Genomic DNA, 20,656 nt, shown 5'->3' on the forward strand with positions numbered 1-20,656 from the left:
CGAACATGCCCGCATGCCGGGCGACCATCGGCTCAAGGGCGTCGAAGCCTTCGCGGATCCAGGGCTGGATCCATTCGCGCACCAGCGCCTCGTCGCCGACCCCCAGCGTTTTCAGGCGCGCGCCCACGCGGGTGTTGTTCAGCGGGTGAATATCGCAGGCCACGATATTGGCCATTGCGCGCACGATGGCCCGGTCCAGGGCGGAGCGCGGCAGGATCGGCGGCGTGGGCCGGGTCTCTTCCAGCCATTCCAGGATCGCCAGGCTCTGGGTCAGGACCTGGCCGTCGCCAAGGTCCAGCGCCGGCGCCAGACCTTGCGGGTTCACCGCGCGATAGGCCGCGCCACGTTGATCGCCGGCCAGCAGATCGAGGGCGGCGTACTCGTAAGCCACACCCTTCAACGAGAGCCCGATCCGCACCCGGTAGGGCGCGCTCGCCCGCCAGGCGCTGTGCAGCGTCAGCGGCATCAGACGATCTTGAACGTCAGGGCGCCCACGCCCTCGACCTCGCCCTCGACCAGATCGCCGCGGACCAGCGGGCCGACGCCCTCCGGGGTGCCTGTGTAGATCAGGTCGCCCGGCGCGAGCGTCCACAGCTGCGAGGCCTCGGCGATGATCTCGGCCACGGTCCAGATCATGTCGGCCACCTTGCCGTCCTGTTTCACGGTCCCGTTCACCGAGAGCGAGATGCGGCCCAGCGGCTCCTGGCCGCTCCAGCGGCGGATCGCCGAGATCGGTGCGGATTCATCAAATCCCTTGGCGGTGTCCCAGGGATAGCCCTTGTCCTTTGACGCGTTCTGCAGATCGCGTCGCGTGAGGTCGACCCCAACGGCATAGCCGTAAACGTGGCTCAGCGCCGATCCGACAGGGATGTCCTTGCCGCCCGTCCCAATGACCACCACCAGCTCGATCTCGTGATGCAGATCGTTGGTGCGCGGCGGATAGGCGGCGTCGCGCCCCGGCGGAACCACGGCGTCGCCCGGCTTGGTGAAGAAGATCGGCGGGTCGCGATCATCGCCTCCCATCTCGATCCGGTGGGCGGTGTAGTTGCGCCCCACGCAGATGATCCGGCGAACCGGGAAACCTGCGGCCTCGCCCTCGACGGGCACCACGGGGAGGGGCGGAGCGGGGATCACATATCCGGTCATGACCACGCGTTTAAGCCTGTGCGCACGCGATGTGAACCCCGCGGGGCGATGTCGGCCCGCTTCAGATCAGGCCCAGCTCCCGCGCCTTGAATACCGCCTCGGCGCGGTTGCTGGCGGCCAGGGTGGCGATGGCGGCGACCGTGTGGGCCTTGATGGTGTCGGCTTCGGTATGCCGGGCGCGCAACCCTACGCCGACCATGCCCCATCGATCACATGGACGGCGCCGCTGGTGAAGGTTGCCTCATCGCTGGCCAGATAGAGGGCCAGGTTGGCGATTTCCTGAGCCGTGCCGAAGCGGCCCATGGGCTGACGCGCCACAAAGTCGCGCCGCGCGGCTTCGGGGTCGGCGGCCGACGCGATGCGCCCGCCCAGCGAGGGGGTGTCGACGGTCCCCGGGCAGATCACATTGCAGCGGATGCCCTGGCCCACGAAGTCCATGGCGACGGCCTTGGTCATGCCGATGACAGCAGCTTTGGTCGCGCTGTAGACGTACCGATTAGTCACACCCTTAAGCGACGACGCCACCGAGCCGATATTGACAATCGACCCCGCGCCTTTTGCCAGCATGCCGGGCAGGGCGGCGGCTGTCATCCGGTGCATGGAGCGGACGTTCAGATCGAAGGCCAGATCCCAGACCCGGTCGGAAACCTCAAGGATCGTACCGCCGTCCACCCGGCCAGCGGCGTTGACCAGGATGTCGAAGGCGGGCTCTGCGGCGAAAAGGGCGGCGACTGCGGTCGCATCGGTCACGTCCAGCACCCGGGTTCGAAGCGTTGGACCCAGAGCGGCCAGGCCAGCTTCGTCGATGTCGGTCGCCAGAACCTCGGCGCCCTCGGCGGCGAAGGTGAGCGCGATGGCGCGGCCGATACCTGCTGCTGCGGCGGTTACGAGGGCGAGTTTTCCGGCCAGTCTTGCGCTCATGGGGTCTCCGTCACTCCGTAGAACCGCGCCGCCGTGAGGCCGAAGATCTGCGCCTGTTCATCTGCACCAAGGCTCTGGACCAGCTGGCGCGCCTGTTCAAGCCAGTCACCATAGTCCCCCGCCAGATTGAGCACCGGCCAGTCGCTGCCCCACATCAACCGCGCGGGCCCGAAACACGCCAGCAGGTGATCCACGTAGGGTCGCAGGTCCTCATCGGCTGTGCGTGGCCCGGCCTCGGTGAGCAGGCCCGAGAGCTTGCACATGACTTGAGGGCGCCTGCTCAGGGCGCGGATGTCGTCGGCCCAGGGCTGGAAGGCGCCGGCCTCGATCCCGGGCTTGCCGGCGTGGTCGATCACCACGGACACCTGCGGATGCTGATCCAGCAGCCGCCCCAGCGCACCCAGTTGATGGGGGCGAACCAGGGCGTCGAAGGTCAGCCCGCCCTCGCCGATTGCGGCCAGAGCCCGTCCGACCGAGGCCTGCAGCATCCAGTCCGGATCCGGCTCGTCCTGGATCATCGGGCGGATACCGCGCAGCAATGGATCGGTGGCCAGGTCTGTCAGTGTCCGGACCGCATCCTTCGCGGTCATGTCGATCCAGCCGACCACGGCGCGGGCTCTGGGCCACCCGTCGGCCAGCTCCAGCAGAAACCGGGTCTCCGCCAGCGACGGCGCGGCCTGGACGATGACGGTTCCGTCGACCGCGTTCGCCGCCAGCACCGGCTCCAGGTGCTTCGGCAGAAAGTCGCGATAGAGCGCCGTCAGATCCGGGGTCAGCCAGCCATAGTCGCCGCGCGCCGGCGACCAGAGATGATGATGGGCGTCGAGGATCACCCCGGGCTCACGCTGCGCCGCGCCATTCCGCGCCGCCCGGAAAGGCATAATCGCGGAAGCTGTCGGCCTTCAGCTCCGTGCTGAACCCCGGCGCCTGTGGCGCCCGGTAGCGCCCGCGCTCGATGGTGATGGGATCGCAGAAGTGTTCGTGCAGGTGTCCGGCATGTTCCAGCATGCGGTTCTCCAGCGATCCGCTGATCGACAAGGCGTCTAGGAAAGCCAGGTGCTGGCCCACCTCGCAGAGACCGACCCCGCCCGCGTGCTGGCACACCGGCTTTCCGAATTTCGCCGCCAGCAGGAACACCGCCAGCGCCTCGTTGACCCCGCCCAGACGGCAGCAGTCGAACTGCACCACATCGATGGCGTCGGCCTGCAGCAGTTGCTTGAACATGACCCGGTTGTGGGCGTGCTCACCGGTGGCCACCCGGATGGGCGCCACGCCCCGGCGGACGGCGGCGTGGCCCAGGATGTCGTCCGGGCTGACCGGCTCCTCGATCCAGTAGATATCGAACGCCGACAGGGAGCGGACGTGGTCGATGGCCTCCTGCACCTCCCACACCTGATTGGCGTCAATCATCAGCAGGCGCTCGCCGATGGCTTCGCGGACGATGGCGCAGCGTCGCGCGTCATCGGCCCGGTCGCGGCCCACCTTCATCTTGATCGCGCCCCAACCCTCCGCCACGGCCTGGGCGCAGAGTTCGCGGATCTGGTCGTCGGGATAGCCCAGCCAGCCTGCCGAGGTGGTGTAGGCCGGATAGCCCTGCGTCTCCAGGATCGGCCCTACGGCGCCGCGCCCGGCTTGCGCCCGCGCCACGATGTCCCGGGCCTCGGCGGGGGTCAGCGCATCGGTGATGTGGCGGAAGTCAATCACCCGGACGAGTTCCTCCGGCGACATGTCCGCCACCAGCCGCCAAAGGGGCTTGCCCTGTTCCCTGGCCCAGAGATCCCACAGCGCATTGACCACCGCAGCCAGCGCCAGATGCACGATCCCCTTCTCCGGACCCAGCCATCGCAGCTGGCTGTCGCCCGCCAGCCTGCGCCAGACCGCGCCCATGTCCGACACCAGTTCGTCCAGCGACCGGCCCTCCAGCATCGGGGCCAACAGCCGGATCGCTGCCACGCAAAGCTCGGTGCCGCGGCCGATGGTGAAGGTGAAGCCGTGGCCCTTCAGGTCATCGCGGCTGGTGTGGATCACCACATAGGCCGCCGAATAGTCCGGGTCCGGGTTCATGGCGTCCGACCCGGCCAGCCAGCGCGAGGTGGGAAAGCGGATGTCGAAGGCTTCGATGCGTTCAAGGGTGAGGGTCACGGCCTCCGCCTCCGTCCAGTGCCAGGTCACCCTCCCTTATGGCCGTGTCGGACCTTGTCGTCCAATGCCAGGCGCCCGCCGCACTTCACCGAAAAACGGGTCTAGCGCGCCGTAGCGGAAACGGCGCAATCTGGGCTTCGACAGCTGCGGGGATCCAACCCTGCAGTGGCAGAACCGGGACGGAACACTATGATCAAGACACGCATCACCGAGATGTTCGGCGTGGACACGCCCATCGTCATGGGCGGCATGACCGGCGTTGGCTACGCGCCGCTGGTGGCCTCCGTGGCCAAGGCGGGCGCCCTGGGCTTCATCGTGGCCCACCTGTACCCCACGGCCGAGGAGCTGGAGGCGGCGATCCGCTGGGTCCAGAACGAGACCGACAAGCCCTTCGGCGTGAACCTCACCATCCTGCCGTCGCTGACCCCCATTCCCTACGATGAGTATCGCCGCGCGATCATCGAGAGCGGCTGCAAGATCGTCGAGACCGCCGGCCGCAACCCCGTCGCCCACATGCCCGACTTCAAGGAAGCCGGCGTCAAGGTGATCCACAAGTGCACCTCGGTGCGTCACGCGGTGACCGCCGCCCAGCTTGGCGTGGATGTGATCAGCATCGACGGTTTCGAATGCGCCGGTCACCCCGGTGAGGACGATATCGGATTGGTGGTGCTGCTCCCTGCCACGGTGGACAAGCTGGATATCCCGGTGATCGCATCTGGCGGCATGGCGGACGGCCGTAGCCTGGCTGCTGCGCTGGCGCTGGGCGCAGAGGGCGTCAACATGGGCACCCGCTTCATGGCTACCCAGGAAGCCGCCATCCATAACAACGTGAAACAGAAGATCGTCGAGAACACCGAGCGCGACACGATCCTGACCAACCGCACCCTGCGCAATACGTCCCGCGTGGCCCGCAATGCGGTGTCGGAGGAAGTGGTCAAGATCCAGCAGGATCCCACCAAGACCATCGAGGATGTCCGCCACCTGGTGGCCGGCGTCCGCGGCCGGGTCAATGTCATGCAGGGCGGGGACATGGACGGCGGCATCTGGTCCACCGGCCAGAGCCAGGGCCTGATCCACGACATCCCCACCTGCGCCGAGATGGTCCGCAACATCATGGCCCAGGCCGAGGCGGTGATGCAGCGGAACGCCCGCATGGTGGCGTAACAGGGTGCAGGCCGCATTGAACTTCCGGGCATGATCCGGCGCATAGCGTTGTCATTCGCCGCAGCGTTGCTGGCGGCGTTCGTCTGCGCCGCCATCATTGTGTTCGGTGCGCTGGAGGGATGGGGCCGCAAGCCGCTGGCATCGTTCGGCGACGATGCGGCCTTCGCTGTCGCGATTTCCAACCGGCTCCGGGCAGAGACGAGCGGCAACGCGGCGCTTATCTTGGTGAAGGCGGGCCAGCCGGTCCACGAGGTGTTTGTCTCCAAAGGCGCACCCGTGGATCGCGACACCCGGTTTCAGGTCGCCTCGATGGGCAAGTGGGTCACCGCCGTGGGGATCATGACTCTGGTCGAGCAGGGCAAGATCGACCTGGATGCGCCGGTTTCGACCTATCTGACCCGCTGGAAACTACCCGCCAGTGAATTCGACAACAGCAAGGTCACGGTGGGTCGGCTGCTCAGCCACACCGCGGGTCTCACGGACGGACTGGGATATGGGGGGTTTGCTCCCGGGACGCCGGTGCAATCCCTGGAGGCCTCGCTGACCCGCGCGGCCGATGCCGATCCCGGCTCGGAGGGCAGGACACGGGTTGGCCATGAGCCGGGCGCGGCCTTTGAATACTCCGGCGGCGGCTACACCCTGTTGCAACTGATCGTCGAGGAGGTCTCGGGCCGGACGTTCAACGCTTACATGACCGACGCCGTTCTGGCGCCCCTGGGCATGACCGGGTCGACCTTTCTGCTGCAAGATGGCGCGGCAAACGTTGCCGAAAATTTCGATGCGAAAGGGACGAAGTCGCCCCTGCCGCGATACACGGCCCTGGCTGCGACGTCGCTGTTCACCACCGCGGCGGATATGGCTCGTCTGATCGCTGCGCACCGGCCCGGTCCGGCCGGCGAGCCTGTCGGGCGCGGCGTGTTGCGCCCGGAAACCCTCGTCGCGATGCGGAAGCCCCAGGCTCAGCAGTACGGCGCCGATGTCTGGGGTTCAGGCGTTGTGCTCTATGCGCCGAACCGGTCCGGCGATTTCGTCATCGGCCATGACGGCAGCAACCGACCGGCGATCAACACCTCGGCGCGGCTCGATCCCGCGACCGGCGACGGCATCGTTTTACTGGAAACCGGTAATCGCGCTCTTGCCACGAAACTGGCCGGGGAGTGGGTCTATTGGTCCGTCGGGAAAGTCGATTCCCTGACCGTGGTCATGGAGCTTCGATCAACGCTCATCCGCGCAGGCCTGTGGGCTGGCGGGGCGTTCGCGGCGGTGTTCCTGCTGGTGTGGTTCCTGACCCAACGCCGGAGAGTGACAGCGTGACTATCCCGACTCCCACCTTCGCCGGCCCGCTCGCTGACCTCGTGGTCATCGAGATGGGCTCCCTCATCGCCGGTCCGTTCTGCGGCCAGATCCTGGGCGACTTTGGCGCCGAGGTGATCAAGGTGGAGGACCCGAAGGTGGGCGACCCCATGCGCCAATGGGGGCGCAGCCTGCCCAAGGGTCTGTCGCCCTGGTGGCCGGTGATCGGACGCAACAAGAAGTCGGTGGGGCTAGACCTGCGGACGCCCGAGGGTCAGGCGATCGCCAGGACCCTGATCTCGCAGGCCGATGTGGTGATCGAGAACTTCCGCCCCGGCGCCATGGAGAAATGGGGTCTGGGCTATGACATGCTTTCGAAGGACAACCCCGGCCTGATCATGGCCCGGATCTCCGGCTTCGGACAGACTGGCCCCTATTCGCAGCGGGCCGGCTACGGCCTGATCGGCGAGGCCATGGGCGGTCTGCGGCACGTGACTGGTGAACCCGACCGGCCGCCGGCGCGGGCAGGCATCTCCATCGGTGATAGCCTGGCGGCCATGCACGCGGTGATGGGGATCACCATGGCGCTGCACCATCGGGCCCGCACAGGCCAGGGCCAGGTGATCGACGCTGCCCTCTACGAAAGCGTGCTGGCGGTGATGGAGAACCTGGTCACCGAGTATGACATCACCGGCTATGTGCGCGAACGCTCGGGCTCGGTGCTGCCGGGGATTGCGCCGTCCAACGCCTATCCGTGCGCGAACGGCGAGATGATCCTGATCGGCGGCAATGGCGACAATGTCTACGCGCGGCTGACCGAGGCGATGGGGCGCCCGGATCTGAAGGTCGATCCGAAGTTCGTCGATCACGCCAGCCGGGGGGCGAACCAGCAGGAGCTGGACGGGATCATTGCGCAGTGGACCAGTGGCCATGCCCTGGCGGATCTGTTGACCCTGCTCCAGAACCAGGGCGTGCCGGCCAGCCGTGTATTCCGCGCGCCGGACATGATGGAGGATCCGCAGTTCACGGCGCGAGACGCGATCGTTTCAGTTGACCATGAGGTGTTCGGGCCGATCCGTATGCAGAACGCCTTTCCGAAGCTGTCCGCCACACCGGGCCGGGTCCGCTGGCCAGGGCCGAAACTGGGTGAGCACACCGACGCCGTTCTGGCCGAGCGCGCCGGCTGCAGCGCCGAACAGTTGGGCGCCCTTCGCGCGCGGGGCATCATTTAGGTCGCGCCATTCTTTTAGGTTGCGCCAGTCTTTCCGGTCAGGCTGGAACCTCCTATGTAGCGTGGCGTTGGGGTCACGCGCCCACCTTACCTGGCGGCGCAATCGTCAATCTGGAGATCTGGACATGGCAACCAAAGCCGGCCAACTGAAAACCGAAGAAGTAGTCGACGTCGCCACCGAAACGACCGCCAAGATCAGTGCTGACGCCCAGAAGGCGATCACGGACGCCGCCAAGCGCATTGAAGCGGCTGTCCAGCAGGGTCTCGAGCAGGTCCGCGCCCAGTCGCGTGTCTATGCCGATGTCGCGACAGAACAGCTGGATGAGGCTTCCCGTATGGCCAGTGAACAGATTCGCGCTCGTCCGCTGGCCGCGACCGGCCTGGCGCTGGGGGTCGGCGTGCTGATCGGCCTGCTGCTGTCGTCTGGCCGGCGTTGAATCTCAGGCGCATCCTCTTTCTGGCTGCGGCTTTGGGGGCCATTGTAGCGGCGGCGTGCGTGTGCGTTGTCGCCCTGTCCTTCGCGGTCTACGCGTTGGCTGACATCTGGCTGAGCCCGGCAGGCGCTGCGGCTGTGGTGGCTGCTGTTTTCGCCCTGATTGCTGTGGGGGGCGCCGCTATGGCCACCCGCAAGGCGGTTCCGAAAGCCGCGATGAAGGCAAAGCCGTCGGATGAGAGTATCCTGGACAAGGTGATGGGACTGGCCAAGGAGCGTCCGTTGGTGGCGGTCGCTGCTGCGACGGTGGCGGGCGTTGTGCTGTTTCGCAACCCGGCTGTGGTCGCCGCCGTGGTGACCGCATTTGTCAGTGGCGGCGCGGCCAAGGGCCGGAAATAGCCTCAGGCGCTCTCGCGGCGGTCAATCGCCCAGCTGTGCGTCGGCGCATAGGTCGAGCCGGACCAGCCTAGCGCTGTGATCCTGATCTGGTCAGCATCGGTCTCGATCAGGTTGAAACTTGGCGACACGCCGCGTTCGCGCACCGAAAGTGTGCCCGCGCCAACAGCATAGGTTTTCCCATCGCCATCTGGATAGGGCCAGACAAACGGCGCGTGTACGTGGCCCGACAACACCAGATCGACTCTCGCGTCCACCAGTCTGCCCGCGGCCCTTGCCCCGCCCCGAACCCTGGCTGACATCGGTCCGCCAATCATCTCGATCAGCGGATGATGCGCCACCACGATGCGCAGCGCGTCGTCGGCCTGGAACCAGTCAGCGGTTTCACGCGCCTGACGCTGCGAAATAGCGCCCTTGGACCAGTTCAGGCGAAGTTGTAGCCCTCTCGCCGTGTTGACCCCACGCACGGCGACGCCCTCGCCGCGCCAGCTCTGGGTCGCCGCTGGACCGATGAATTTCTCGAAGCGGCCGAACGGCGCGATGGCCCGTTCAACCAGGCCGACATAAGGGGTGTCGTGGTTACCGGGCGTCACGAGCCAGGGGTTTGACAGGCCCGCCAGCCACGCAGAAGCCACCTGGAATTCCGGAAGCGTCGCATAGCGGGTCAGATCACCGGAGATGACGATCAGATCTATGGCCTCCCTGCCCAGCCATTTCGTTGCAGCGTCCAGCGCAGCCGGGTTTTCGTCGCCGAAGTGGAGGTCGGAAAGATGTGCAATCCGGAACATCTTCACCGCACGCTGCGGGGCGGCGCCAGCACGCGGGTCACGGCAGGGTCGTAGTGCGTCTCGATGATCCGGCCCAGGCTCACGGTCTCGCCATCCAGAATTGCCGGGATCGGCTGGGAAGACCAGATCTGGATCGTTTTGCAGGGTCGGTTCTCAACAAGCGGATTCTCGCGCCAGTCCCCGACCAGAGCGCTGCCAACAAGCTGCAGAGCGTCTGCGGCGTTCTGAAAATTCAAAGCGGCGGCCTCCAGCCTGCCGTCGTCTTCATCCATGACCTTTGACGCGATCGGGCACATCACAACGACAGCCCGGGCCCGGTCCAGGCGTCCCGCGTCGATGACATATCTCAGACGATGGCCGAACGATCTCCCGAGAGCCTGACCCGCCCGTTGCAAAGCCAGCCCGATTTTGCCCTTGCGCAGGGCTTCACGCGCGGGCGCCCAGAGGGCTGGCGAGCCCAGGATTGCAGCGCAAAGAAAGGGGTGCCCCTCAACGCAGCCACCACCCAGAGTGCGCGGCTGTCCCTCGTCAAGCGCCAGCCGCAATGCTTGTGGCCAGGGGTTGGCGCCGTAGATGGCGCGAGACAGGAAGTTCATGGTGCCCCCCGGGAGTAGAACGAGGAGCGGCCCGCTCAGACCACAGAGTTCGGCGGCGGCCCGCGCCGTCCCGTCTCCTGCCAGTACGATCAGAAGCCGGGGGGCTGTCGCAATTGCCGCCTCTAGACTGGAGATCAGATCTGCCGCATCGAGCGCCCGGATATTGGCGACGAGACCGTACTCTTCGAGGATCGCCGCCAGCTGTGCAGGCGCGTCGGGGCCGACACTGCCCGAGGCCAGATTGGCGACGACTTCGATGCGATCGTCGGCCGAGAGTTGTGATGCGAAAGTCTCAGTCGTCCGGGACAGTGTCGTGACTCCTTTGCCAGGGGTCGCCGGGCTCTGTCCCCCTAGCCTGGCGCGGACAAACATGTGGGGCGTGGAACGCAGGACGCCAACCCGGCCGTAAAGTCCCGGACGAACGGCTATGCGATATGACGCTTTGCCGGACCGCTGTGAAAGAACAGCGCCTGACTTATGGCGGCTTTCAGAGTTTCGGGTTGGAAGGGTTTGGTGATCAGGAACGTCGGCTCAGGGCGCTCGCCTGTCAGCAAGCGCTCCGGGAAGGCGGTGATGAAGATCACCGGTAGATTGTCCCGTTCCAGTATATCCCGAACCGCGTCGATCCCCGACGATCCGTCGGCCAGCTGGATATCCGCCAGTACGAGTCCGGGCCGGCGACGCAACGCCGCATCAACAGCCTCTGTCCGTGTCGTAGCGATATCGATCACCCGATGACCAAGGTCTGTGACCAGAGCTTCGATGTCGGCGGCGATCACCGGTTCATCCTCGATGATCAGGACATCGGTCGCCAGTTCGGCGTCAATCTCGACCTGGGCCTGGGTGATCAGTTGCGTGACCTCGGCGAAGCTGACGCCAAGGATTTCGGCGACTTCGGACGGCGCGAAGCCCTCAAGCGCCGCCAGGAGGAAAGCCTGTCGTGACTGCGGCGCAATCCGCGAGATCCTCGCCGCGGGGTCAGTCACCTCGTCATGACGCCTGGTCACATGTGCTTCAGAGGCCGGCGTGAGCAGGGATTCATGAAAGGCACGGTAGAGGGCGACGCGAGATGATTTCCGGGGATCCAGAGCGCACCGGGCCGAGACCACGGCCTCTAGCGCGACTCGCACGGCCTGGTCGCCGTCCGTCTGCCCGCCGGTAAGGGCGCGGGCGTATCGACGCAGGTATGGAAGATGTGGCGCCAACTGCGTCAGCAAGCTCACGTGTACAACTCCTGTAGCCGCATCTGTCGGCCAGCCGCTAGGGATGGGAGAACGCTGACGCCGCTCCATCATGAAACGGAACGCTTGTGTTGGGAACAGGTTCCCAAGACGTCTGCTTTTGCGCATCCTGTGCGCACCGGGTGAGGAACCCTGACGAGGCGTAGGCGTTGAACGAAGACAGGGAACCAGATCGGGGGCGGTCCACGCCGGAGCGGGACAACAGCGACATGATCGATCACAGACCAGCTGTCGAGCGTCGCAGACCCCCCGTGGCGCTGGACGAAACGCATCTCCGCCAGCATGCAATTGGCGTCGGCCTCCGGAAAATGTTCGATGAGGTGGTTCACGAACCTGTCCCGGAGTCGTTCCTGGAAATCCTGCGTCGTGCCGACGAATCCGGCTCGGAGCCTTGAGCGTGGCGTCCGAGCCGCCGCCCGCCAACGAACCTTCCGGCCCGATGGTCGATGACGAAGCTTTCAGAGCCGGGCTGGTGAAGCTCATTCCCCACCTCCGCGCCTTTGCGCGGTCCCTATGCGGCGATCCCACCGTAGCGGACGACCTGGCCCAGGACGCCATGGTCAAGGCCTGGGCGGCGCGTGCCAGCTATCGCGTGGGCACCAATATGAAGGCCTGGACCTTCATGATCCTGCGCAATCAGTTCTATTCGGAAAAGCGCCGCAACTGGCGCCAGACACCCCTGGATCAGCAGGCTGCCGAGCAGACGCTGGTCGCCGTGGATGATCCGTCCGCCCCGGTGGCGCTGGATGAGTTGCGACTGGCGATCGCCATGCTCCCCGCCGAACAGCGGGAGGCCCTGATCCTGGTTGGCGCGGGGGGCTTCGCCTACGAAGAGGCTGCCGCCATTTGCGGGTGCGCCGCCGGCACCGTCAAAAGCCGGGTCAGCCGCGCCCGCCGAGCGCTTCAGGTAATTCTGGATAGCGGCAGCTACGATCGGGACGGGAGGTCCGCCTCCGACGCCATGCGGTCCATCCTGGCCGATGCGGAGCGGTTGAGCAGCGTCAGATAGTCCGGAGGCGCGCCTTGACTGACACGCCCCCGTATCAACTGACGACCATTCGCCTTCGTCTGACGGCCGCCCTGGCGGCGGCCTTGCTCCCGGTGCTCGCGCTGGGCGCCTTCCAGGCGACTATCGATTTCCAGAATGCCGGCCGGGAGCTGAGGCAAAACCTGACCTTCTCGGCGGAGCGCAGTGCTGCGGTCGCCCGGGCGCGGATGGAGAGCGCCGACATTCTGCTGCGCACCCTGGCGCCAGGCGCTGTGGGATTTCAGTGCGCCCAGCGACTGGGAGAAGTGATCGAACGGATCCCCGGTTATCGCAACCTGATCCGCTTCGACCGGCAGGGCCGCGTGGTCTGTTCTGCCAGCACCGCGCCCGCCGATCCGGACCGCGCCAGCCGCGATTGGTTCCGCCAGCTGGCCGCAGGCCGAAGCCTGGCGATCACCCGCGATCCGGGACCCACCTATGCGTCGGAACCCGCCGTGCTTGCCGCCGCAAGGGCCACGGCGCCAGACGGGGCGTTTGATGGCGCGGTGGTCGCCGTGATTGCGCTGTCCAGCCTGCAGCCGCGAATGAACGATCCCTCCCTGCCGCGCGGCGCCGAGGTCGGACTGGCGGAAAAGACCGGGCGCTATATTACGGTGACCAACTCCCGCGCGTTCCCGCAGTTGCCTTTGGACTGGCGCGCTCAGGTGACCGACCGGGGATCTCTGGTCTGGTTCGGCGAGGATAGTTCCGGTCAACCCCGGGTCTACTCCGCAGCCCCGCTGGTGGGCGACGAGGTCTATGTAGTGCTTTCGGCCCCATCCCCGGGGGTCTGGTCGTGGGCGCGTCTCAATCCCCTGACCAGCATCGCTCTGCCGTTGCTGACATTTCTCTTTGCCCTCATCGCCGTGTCGCTGGCTGCGGATCGCGTCGTCGTGCGTTGGATCGTCTATCTGCAAAGGATCGCCACCCTCTATGCACGGGGCCGTTTCAGTGTGCGTCCGGTGCAGGCCGAGCAGATGCCGCCGGAAATCCGGGAGCTGGCCGAAACCCTGGAAGACATGGCCGACGCGATTGTGATCCGCGATGCGTCCTTGCGTGAGGCCCTGGCGCAGAAGGACGATCTGATGCGCGAGATCCATCATCGGGTGAAGAACAACCTTCAGGTCATTTCCAGCCTGCTCAGCCTGCAGCAGCGCGCGCTCTCGGATCCGGCGGCCAAGCTGGCCATGGGAGACATGCGCCAACGGATCGGCGCGCTCGCTCTGATTTATCGCGCCCTTTACCAGGGTCCGGATCTGAAGCGTGTCGACCTGCAGGTTTTCCTTGAGGAGCTGACCGCACAGCTGGTGTCCGCAGACGCCGTGGCTGGCCGGCTCGTCAGCACTGAAATCCAGGTTCAGCAGCTGATTATCGAGCCGGATCGGTTGGCGCCGTTGGCCCTTTTTGCGGTTGAAGCGATCAACAACGCCCAGAAACACGCCTTCGACCGCCGTGGAGGCGTGCTCAGGGTGGCCCTGACCATTCGCGGCGACGAAGCCGAGCTTTCCATCGCCGATGACGGCGCCGCCGCCGATGAGTCGCTGGTCGCGCCAGGCGTCGGGCGCACTCTGATGATCGCTTTTGCGCGACAGCTGAACGGACAGGCCGTTTTTGTCCGCAACGCCGCCGGGGGTGTCACAGCCTCGCTCGCCTTTCCGACCTCGACGCCGAACCGTCGACGCCCTCCCGGAGCGGCTCAGGCTGCGGCGTAGAGACCGAGGCGCGGCGCCAGGGCCTTGAAGGATTCGCCAAGTGTGTCTCTCGGCCCTATGACCAGCCGGCCCCCGGGCGCTAGCGCATGCATCAATGACGTCCGGACCCTGGTCTGGGCTTCCGGCGCGAGGCCGCTCAGCACATTGCGACAAAGAACCAGATCAAATCGCCCGAAACTTGACAGGTCATCCAGAAGGTTGACCCGCCGCCAGCGGACCATCTGCCGGATCTGCGGTGACAATGCGAACCCTTCACCCTGCTTTTCGAAGTGCCGCACGAGGGCGCGCGCTGGCAATCCACGCTGGACTTCGAACTGTGAATAGAGGCCGGCCTGCGCCTTCTCCAGGTTCCGCTCCGACAGGTCGGAGCCGAGCAGATCCCAGGGCCCGGCGCTTGCAGGCAGATCGGCCAGAATCATCGCCAGTGAATAGGCTTCCTGGCCGGTCCCGCACCCAACGCTCCAGACCCGCACCGGCGCCCCGCCACGGCTACGGGCCAGTTCTGGCAGGATTTCGGCAGCCAGCCGGTCAAACACCGGGCGGTCCCGGAAGAATTCGGTATCGGACATCGCCATGGCTTCGACCGCAGCCCAGGCCAGCCGCTCATCACTCCGTCCGCGTAGCGCGCCGATGAGGTCCTTGGGCGATACGAAACCCTCTCGACGCGCCACGGGCGCCAGCCGGCTTTCGATGAGATATGACTTCTCAGGGTCCACCCGCAGGCCCGCACGCGCCAGACAAAGGGCGGCCAGATAGGCGCGGTCCGGGGCTTCAATCATGCTGCGCGCACCTGCAAGAGGCCGAGGCTCTGGAGCTTTCCGGCTACGATCGCACCGTCGAAGGGCTTCATGATGTATTCGTCGGCCCCGGCTTCCAGGGCTTCGCGAATGCGTTCGATCTCGGTCTCGCCGCTACAGAAGATAACCTGCGGGACGTTTCCTCCGTGCGACGCGCGCACACGGCGCAGGACTTCGAGACCATCCATCTCGGGCATCCACCAGTCCAGCAGGATAACATCCGGCATCATCGCGTCGCACCAGGCCATCGCCGCAACGCCGTTCGCCGCCTCGGCAACCTCGAAACCGAGGTCTTCGAGGATGCGGCGCGACACCTTGCGGATCACAGGGCTATCGTCGACGACAAGGCAGGTTTTCAAGGGCGGACAGACTCCGGATTCGTACGACCGGATTGTCGCTCGGCCGGGTTAACGCCGGGTGTTGGGGCTAGGTCGGCAAGGTCGCGGCGAACACAACCCGCTCGGCCTGGGCGTCTGCGAACACCCGCCCTTCCGCGTCGGTGACAAACAGGTGCACGTAATAGGCTTGTACCCAGTGACCATGGAGGCCTTCTCCCTGCGGTTCGCCGCGCAGCCCGGCCAGCACCTCGGGACGCAACCGCGCGCGGGGCCCTTCAGCTTCGATGGCGATCACAAGGGAAGTCGCCTCCTGAACCGCCCGCACCCGCGCAATCCCGCCGGTGGGCAACGCCGCCCCCGCCATCTGCGCCAGATTGAGCAGGGTCCGGGCCGCTGGCTTGTTCACGGCCGGCGTGTCCACATTCCAGTCCAACGTCGCACGCATGTGGGCGAAGGCGCCCTGCGCAAGCTTCTCCAGTTCCCTAACGTCAAAGGTTTCTGCCGAGGCCGAGGCTCCGAACGCCACGCGGCAGAACGACAGCTGGTCAGCCAGCTTCTTCGCGGAGCTGGCGATCAGGCCCATGGCCTCCTCGCGCATGTCCTGCGCCGAAGGGTCTTCCAGCAGGTCGAGGCCGGAACTGATGGCGCTGGCAGGACTGATGAAGTCATGACACATCCGCGCCGCCAGATAGGCGGCCAGCTCGGCAGGGCGGATCACGGTGGCATCGTCAGGGTCGGTCATGGTTCCTCCAGCTTGGCCCGATTTGCGCCTTGGGCAAACGCCGCGGTGTCTGTACGAAGTCCATCACGCCGCGAGGTCGCCGTTCGGCGCTTCCCGAATGAAAACGCTGAGGGTGAGTTGCGCGAAGACAATGACGTTGGTCAGGTGCTGGCCGAGATATGCGAGGCTGCCGCCGCCCTGATACTTCCGCTCTGGCGCTCGGGCCTGACCGTCACGCACAAGGCCGACGAGAGCCCCGTGACCGAAGCCGACAAACGCGGCGAGGTCCTGATTCTGGAGCGTCTTGCGGCGCGGTTTCCCGACATTCCAGTGATCTCGGAGGAGGACGCGAGCGAGTTCGGCACGCCCGACGCCATTGGCCCGCGATTTTTCCTCGTTGATCCACTGGACGGCACGAAGGCATTTGTGCGGGGCGACCCCAATTTTACCGTCAATATTGGCCTGATCCAGGATGGTCGCCCCGTCGCGGGCGCTGTGTCGGCGCCGCCGTCCGGCGAGACCTGGTATACGCAAATGGGCGGGGTGCTGAAGCGGACCCGGGGCGGCCCCTCCGCGCAGGTGCGGGTGCGGCCCTGGCCAAAGGGCGAGGCCATTGCTTTGGTCAGCCACACCATGAAGGACGAGACGATCCAGAAGCTGATCGCCGAATACGGTTTCGATCACCGGGAGCCGATGGACAGTTCGATCAAGCTCTGCCGGATCGCGGAGGGCTCGGCGGACATCTATCCACGCCATGGGCCTACCATGGAATGGGATGTTGCGGCTGGTCATGCTGTGCTTGAGGCAGCCGGAGGAACCTTCCTGACCCCCGAAGGCGAGCCGTTCGGATATGGCAAGGCGGACGCTGGTTTCCGCAATGGCTGGTTCGTCGCGCGCGGGGGCTGAGCTCCGCCTAGATGCGCTTTCCGATATTCCAGTTATCCGGCGATGAGACCGCCGGCGTCCGGGCGTGCTGGTAGTCGTCGGGCGTGACCGGCGCTGTAAGGCTCAGAACAGCCAGATACCCCGCAAACCCGGTCACAAAGGCGACGCTCGCCAACATCAGGAAGGGTTTCAGAACCGCCATGTTGCAGATCGAAGCCTGCGCCTGAAGGGTTACCGAAGACTCAACGTTCAGGGGGCCCCAGGGGCGCAGAAAGGTCAGGGCTTGTTTTTGATAATTGTTCGCATTAGCAATTTCTGCGGTCAGATTCTGGCCCTCTGGGAAACCGATCATGACACCGCTTGCAGGCCTCCGACGCGTTTGGCTGACCATCCACCTGTGGCTGGGCGTCGGTCTGCTCGTGGCGCTGATCCCGTTGAGTGTCACTGGCTCCGTCCTGGTCTGGCACGATCAGATCGACCGTGTGCTCTATGCTGAGAGATACGCTTTATCCGGGGCCAGGGTTGCGGAGCCGATCGAGGCTTATGCTGATGCCGCGCAGGCAGCCTTCGGAACCCGCGCGATACTCACTCAGGTGCGGTTGCCAAAGAAGGCCGGAGACCCGGTCGTGGCTGTGGGGCGGATGGCCGGAGAACCCGGGCAGGGCGGCAGGCCGCGAACTCTGAATGCCTGGATTGATCCGCCGACCGCCCGGGTGCTCGACACCGCCGAGACGGCGCGGGGCTTCAGCATGGTCCTGCACCGGGTTCACGGTACGCTGTTGATCCCAGAGGTCGGTCGCAAGGTGGTGGGCTGGCTGGGTTGGGCCATGTTCTTATCTTCGGCGACCGGCCTCTGGCTCTGGTGGCCCAGGCGGTGCGGCTTGCTGCAGGGCCTGGCCTGGCGGCGTGGCGCATCGAGTCTTTACAATCTGCACCATGTGGTTGGCTTCTGGGTCTGCATCCCCCTGACGGTACTGTCGTTGACCGGCGTCTACATTTCCTTCCCCGAGACCAGTCGCGCGGTCTTCGGACTTCCCCAGCCGCCGCCGAGACCCCCGGCCGCCGTAAGGTTTGCACCGCCCCTTGCCGCGCCGAACCTATCGCTCGCCGAGGCTGTCGGCATCGCCTTGACCGCGACGCCCGGCGCATCCGTCACAGAGGTCAGCGTTCCGACCCAGGGCCAGGCGCCGACCTGGCGCGTTGGTCTGGTGATGCCGGGAGCCGGAGCGACCCGGACCGTCCAGGTGGTCGACTCCACCGCCGCCATTCGCGCAGACCGTCCCGCCGGCGGGAGCCGCGCTTCCGATCAGGTCTCACCTCTGGTGCGCAGGATCCACGACGGTCATGACATGGGAGTGGGCTGGCAGATCGTCATCTTCCTGGGTGGACTGGCCCCGGCAATCCTGGGTCTCAGCGGCGCCATCCTGTGGGCGCGCCGTCAGTTTGGCCGAAAAGGCGTTTGAAGTAGTCCGAAGTCGTTATTGATAATCATTCGCATTGCAAGTTCGGGTGCGATGGCTTAAGAACGCTTCTCAATTGCAGTAGTCTTTCGGTCTGTCAGCTCATGATCCTTTCCCGTCTATCCGTCGCTGTAACCCTCGCGCCGCTGATCCTCGCCCTTGGGGTTGCGCCGGCGCAATCCGAAGACGCCGAGGCACCGGAAGTCTCCGCCCTGGTCGTGACGGCCCGGCGCGACATTGACTATGGTTCATCCCGGACGTCGACAGCGACCCGGACTGACACGCCGCTGCGCGATGTGCCCCAGTCGGTCAGCGTGATCACGGACCAGCTGATCCGAGACCAGTCGATCCAGAACCTCTCGGACGTTTTCCGCTACGTGCCGGGGGTGGGCGTCGGGCAGGGCGAGGGCCATCGGGACGCGCCCACCATTCGTGGCAACGCCACCACGGCGGACTTCTTCGTCAACGGCGTGCGTGACGACGTCCAGTACATCCGCGACCTCTACAATGTTGAGAGGGTGGAAGTGCTTAAGGGGCCCAACGCCATGATCTTTGGGCGCGGCGGCGGCGGCGGCGTGATCAATCGGGTGACCAAGACCGCCGATGGCTCGGATGAGCGCGAGCTGTCAGCTGAACTGGGATCATGGAACCACCGCCGGTTCACCCTGGATATGAGCCGGTCCCTGGATGGCGGGTTGTCCGGGCGCGTGGTCGGTCTCTTCGAGCGCTCCGAGAGTTTCCGGGATTTCGTCAACCTGGAACGCTGGGGGATCAATCCCTCGGTGTCCTGGCGCAATGCCGACGGTCTGACCATTTCGCTGGCCTATGAACACTTCGAGGATGACCGGACCACTGATCGCGGGGTTCCGTCGTTCAGCGGCCGCCCGTCTCCCGCGCCGCGCAGCGCCTTCTTCGGAGATCCGGAGCGCAGTTACAGCACGACCAATATCGATCTGGTCAATCTGGCGATGGAGTATGAGCTGTCGGCGAACCTGACGCTCCGCAACCGGACCGTCTATGGCGACTATGCCAAGACCTACGACAACATCTTCCCGGGCGGTGCGGCTGTGGCCGGATCCAACGGGGCTCCGGCGACCTATCCCCTGCAGGCCTACCGCAACATCTCGCCGCGCGACAACCTCTTCAACCAGACGGACGTCGTCTGGAAGACCACATGGGGCGGTATGTCCAGCACGATCCTGGCGGGGTTCGAATTTGGTCGCCAGCGGACCGAGAACCTGCGCCTGACGGGTCGCTTCGGCGCAGCGAACGGCCTGACGACCCTACCCGGAAACCCCTTTTCTGATCCTGCAAGGCGTGGACTTCCAATTGTCTTCTCCAACACGGGCGCCGACGCCAGCAACCAGGTCAAGGCCACCGTCGCCGCAGCCTATGTTCAGAACCAGGTCGAGTTGACGTCGCAATGGCAGCTCCTGGCTGGTCTGCGGTACGACCGGTTCGAGGTGGAGGTCCAGGATCGCCGGGCGACCGCAGTCGTTCGACGGGATTTCAGCCGTCGCGATAAGCTTTGGTCGCCTCGGCTTGGCCTTGTCTACAAACCGGTAACGCCCGTCTCGATCTACGGCAGCTACAGCGTCTCGTACCTGCCGGCGTCGGGCGATCAGTTTTCATCCCTCACGACGATCACCGAAGGGCTCAAACCCGAGACGTTTGAAAATCTTGAAGTGGGCGCCAAGTGGGAGATCAACCCCAGCCTGCTCATGACGGCCGCCCTGTATCAACTCGACCGTGACAACACGACCTCTCCGGATCCGGCGCGACCCGGACAGGTGGTGCTCACCGGCGCCCAGAGATCCCGCGGCCTTGAAGTCAGTATCGCCGGTCGCCTTTCGTCCCGCTGGGAGGTCGCCGGCGGCTATGCGCTGCAGGAAGCCGAGATCCGTCGTGCGACCGCCGCCGCCCCTGCCGGCCGGGATGTGGCGCTTGTGCCGAAACAGACGTTCTCACTGTGGAATCGCTACGACGTAACGCCGGCCATGTCGCTGGGTCTGGGCCTGATCCACCAGGACGCCCGGTTTGCGTCGATCTCAAACGTGGTGACTCTGCCAGCCTTCACCCGCGCCGATATCGCCGTGTTCCTCAAGATGAATAAGCGCGTTCGCGGCCAGATCAACCTCGAGAACCTGTTCGACAGCCGCTATGCCGCCACCAGCCATGGCGACAACAACATCCTCTTCGGAACACCGCGTTCGGTCAGGGCTTCGGTGGACGTCAGCTTCTAGGCTCAGGACCCATTGAAATGATTCCCAAGGCGGGGTTGGTCTGATTCACTGGCGGCGCATGGAGGCGTCGTCATGAGTGATTTGATCTGGTTGTCGCAGGCGCAGATGCGCCGGATTGAGCC

At 65.6% G+C, this 20,656-nt stretch carries 24 protein-coding genes; 11 read left to right on the top strand and 13 right to left on the bottom strand.

What is annotated here, in order from left to right; translation table 11 throughout:
* From maiA to ACIQ3B_RS14045, 6 genes are all read right to left on the bottom strand, one after another.
* Positions 1–466 (bottom strand): maleylacetoacetate isomerase (maiA, locus tag ACIQ3B_RS14020; RefSeq protein WP_397403597.1); only part of this gene is annotated, 466 nt, incomplete at its 3' end.
* Positions 466–1,146 carry a fumarylacetoacetate hydrolase family protein gene (locus tag ACIQ3B_RS14025; RefSeq protein ID WP_397403638.1) on the bottom strand — a complete coding sequence of 227 codons (681 nt, stop codon included), beginning with the start codon at positions 1,144–1,146 and terminating at the stop codon, positions 466–468. The genes ACIQ3B_RS14025 and maiA, both read right to left, overlap by 1 nt.
* 61 nt (positions 1,147–1,207) lie before the next feature.
* Positions 1,208–1,330, bottom strand: coding sequence for a hypothetical protein (locus ACIQ3B_RS14030; RefSeq protein ID WP_397403599.1), 123 nt, complete (start codon positions 1,328–1,330; stop codon positions 1,208–1,210).
* Positions 1,331–1,332: 2 nt separating this feature from the next.
* Entirely contained in the window at positions 1,333–2,067 is a 735-nt protein-coding gene (locus ACIQ3B_RS14035) for an SDR family oxidoreductase (protein WP_397403601.1), read from the bottom strand.
* Positions 2,064–2,948 (bottom strand): amidohydrolase family protein, encoded by an 885-nt coding sequence (locus ACIQ3B_RS14040; RefSeq protein ID WP_397403603.1) that lies wholly within the window; start codon positions 2,946–2,948, stop codon positions 2,064–2,066. The genes ACIQ3B_RS14035 and ACIQ3B_RS14040 overlap by 4 nt, the downstream gene beginning before the upstream one ends.
* Positions 2,908–4,209, bottom strand: a complete 1,302-nt coding sequence (locus tag ACIQ3B_RS14045; protein ID WP_397403605.1) for an enolase C-terminal domain-like protein — start codon at positions 4,207–4,209, stop codon at positions 2,908–2,910. The genes ACIQ3B_RS14040 and ACIQ3B_RS14045 overlap by 41 nt, the downstream gene beginning before the upstream one ends.
* 189 nt (positions 4,210–4,398) lie before the next feature.
* Between ACIQ3B_RS14045 and ACIQ3B_RS14050 the strand changes: the two genes are divergently transcribed.
* The 5 genes from ACIQ3B_RS14050 to ACIQ3B_RS14070 all read left to right on the top strand — a co-directional run bounded on the left by ACIQ3B_RS14050 (position 4,399) and on the right by ACIQ3B_RS14070 (position 8,729).
* Positions 4,399–5,373, top strand: a complete 975-nt coding sequence (locus tag ACIQ3B_RS14050) for an NAD(P)H-dependent flavin oxidoreductase (RefSeq protein WP_397403607.1) — start codon at positions 4,399–4,401, stop codon at positions 5,371–5,373.
* Between the two features lie 30 nt (positions 5,374–5,403).
* Complete coding sequence (locus tag ACIQ3B_RS14055) at positions 5,404–6,687, top strand: serine hydrolase domain-containing protein (protein ID WP_397403608.1); 1,284 nt, start codon at positions 5,404–5,406, stop codon at positions 6,685–6,687.
* Positions 6,684–7,898, top strand: coding sequence for a CaiB/BaiF CoA transferase family protein (locus tag ACIQ3B_RS14060; protein ID WP_397403610.1), 1,215 nt, complete (start codon positions 6,684–6,686; stop codon positions 7,896–7,898). Before ACIQ3B_RS14055 ends, ACIQ3B_RS14060 begins: the two co-directional genes overlap by 4 nt.
* A gap of 124 nt (positions 7,899–8,022) precedes the next feature.
* On the top strand, positions 8,023–8,334 hold the full coding sequence (locus tag ACIQ3B_RS14065) for a hypothetical protein (RefSeq protein WP_397403612.1): 312 nt from the start codon (positions 8,023–8,025) through the stop codon (positions 8,332–8,334).
* Between the two features lie 59 nt (positions 8,335–8,393).
* Positions 8,394–8,729: a hypothetical protein gene (locus ACIQ3B_RS14070; RefSeq protein ID WP_397403614.1), complete on the top strand. Its 336-nt coding sequence runs from the start codon at positions 8,394–8,396 to the stop codon at positions 8,727–8,729.
* Positions 8,730–8,731: 2 nt separating this feature from the next.
* Here the strand turns inward: ACIQ3B_RS14070 and ACIQ3B_RS14075 are convergent, their stop codons facing one another.
* The 3 genes from ACIQ3B_RS14075 to ACIQ3B_RS14085 are packed head-to-tail and all read right to left on the bottom strand — an operon-like array spanning position 8,732 to position 11,333.
* The gene (locus ACIQ3B_RS14075) at positions 8,732–9,514 is read right to left on the bottom strand and encodes a metallophosphoesterase family protein (RefSeq protein WP_397403616.1); all 783 of its coding nucleotides are present in this window, start codon (positions 9,512–9,514) and stop codon (positions 8,732–8,734) included.
* A gap of 2 nt (positions 9,515–9,516) precedes the next feature.
* Complete coding sequence (locus ACIQ3B_RS14080; RefSeq protein ID WP_397403618.1) at positions 9,517–10,482, bottom strand: diacylglycerol/lipid kinase family protein; 966 nt, start codon at positions 10,480–10,482, stop codon at positions 9,517–9,519.
* Between the two features lie 53 nt (positions 10,483–10,535).
* Positions 10,536–11,333 (bottom strand): response regulator, encoded by a 798-nt coding sequence (locus tag ACIQ3B_RS14085; RefSeq protein ID WP_397403620.1) that lies wholly within the window; start codon positions 11,331–11,333, stop codon positions 10,536–10,538.
* 227 nt (positions 11,334–11,560) lie between these two features.
* On the opposite strand from ACIQ3B_RS14085, the gene ACIQ3B_RS14090 reads away from it, so the two are divergent.
* From ACIQ3B_RS14090 to ACIQ3B_RS14100, 3 genes are read left to right on the top strand one after another with little or no spacing between them, the layout of a single operon-like run.
* Complete coding sequence (locus ACIQ3B_RS14090) at positions 11,561–11,746, top strand: NepR family anti-sigma factor (RefSeq protein WP_397403622.1); 186 nt, start codon at positions 11,561–11,563, stop codon at positions 11,744–11,746.
* 44 nt (positions 11,747–11,790) lie between these two features.
* Complete coding sequence (locus ACIQ3B_RS14095) at positions 11,791–12,360, top strand: sigma-70 family RNA polymerase sigma factor (RefSeq protein WP_397403640.1); 570 nt, start codon at positions 11,791–11,793, stop codon at positions 12,358–12,360.
* Positions 12,361–12,374: 14 nt separating this feature from the next.
* Positions 12,375–14,090 carry a sensor histidine kinase gene (locus tag ACIQ3B_RS14100; RefSeq protein ID WP_397403624.1) on the top strand — a complete coding sequence of 572 codons (1,716 nt, stop codon included), beginning with the start codon at positions 12,375–12,377 and terminating at the stop codon, positions 14,088–14,090.
* On the opposite strand, the gene ACIQ3B_RS14105 is transcribed toward ACIQ3B_RS14100, so the two are convergent.
* The 3 genes from ACIQ3B_RS14105 to chpT all read right to left on the bottom strand — a co-directional run bounded on the left by ACIQ3B_RS14105 (position 14,075) and on the right by chpT (position 15,967).
* On the bottom strand, positions 14,075–14,869 hold the full coding sequence (locus tag ACIQ3B_RS14105) for a CheR family methyltransferase (RefSeq protein ID WP_397403626.1): 795 nt from the start codon (positions 14,867–14,869) through the stop codon (positions 14,075–14,077). The genes ACIQ3B_RS14100 and ACIQ3B_RS14105 overlap by 16 nt on opposite strands.
* Positions 14,866–15,246, bottom strand: coding sequence for a PleD family two-component system response regulator (locus ACIQ3B_RS14110; protein ID WP_397403628.1), 381 nt, complete (start codon positions 15,244–15,246; stop codon positions 14,866–14,868). The genes ACIQ3B_RS14105 and ACIQ3B_RS14110 overlap by 4 nt, the downstream gene beginning before the upstream one ends.
* 67 nt (positions 15,247–15,313) lie before the next feature.
* Positions 15,314–15,967, bottom strand: coding sequence for a histidine phosphotransferase ChpT (gene chpT / locus ACIQ3B_RS14115; protein WP_397403630.1), 654 nt, complete (start codon positions 15,965–15,967; stop codon positions 15,314–15,316).
* Positions 15,968–16,084: 117 nt separating this feature from the next.
* On the opposite strand from chpT, the gene cysQ reads away from it, so the two are divergent.
* Positions 16,085–16,852, top strand: a complete 768-nt coding sequence (gene cysQ, locus ACIQ3B_RS14120) for a 3'(2'),5'-bisphosphate nucleotidase CysQ (RefSeq protein WP_397403632.1) — start codon at positions 16,085–16,087, stop codon at positions 16,850–16,852.
* 7 nt (positions 16,853–16,859) lie between these two features.
* On the opposite strand, the gene ACIQ3B_RS14125 is transcribed toward cysQ, so the two are convergent.
* Complete coding sequence (locus ACIQ3B_RS14125; RefSeq protein WP_397403633.1) at positions 16,860–17,033, bottom strand: hypothetical protein; 174 nt, start codon at positions 17,031–17,033, stop codon at positions 16,860–16,862.
* Between the two features lie 148 nt (positions 17,034–17,181).
* On the opposite strand from ACIQ3B_RS14125, the gene ACIQ3B_RS14130 reads away from it, so the two are divergent.
* Both ACIQ3B_RS14130 and ACIQ3B_RS14135 read left to right on the top strand, forming a co-directional pair.
* Positions 17,182–18,294, top strand: a complete 1,113-nt coding sequence (locus tag ACIQ3B_RS14130; protein ID WP_397403635.1) for a PepSY-associated TM helix domain-containing protein — start codon at positions 17,182–17,184, stop codon at positions 18,292–18,294.
* Between the two features lie 101 nt (positions 18,295–18,395).
* Positions 18,396–20,534, top strand: a complete 2,139-nt coding sequence (locus tag ACIQ3B_RS14135; protein WP_397403636.1) for a TonB-dependent receptor — start codon at positions 18,396–18,398, stop codon at positions 20,532–20,534.
* Positions 20,535–20,656 lie beyond the last annotated feature (122 nt).

This window comes from Phenylobacterium sp. (genome assembly GCF_044358365.1).
Taxonomy (GTDB): domain Bacteria; phylum Pseudomonadota; class Alphaproteobacteria; order Caulobacterales; family Caulobacteraceae; genus Phenylobacterium.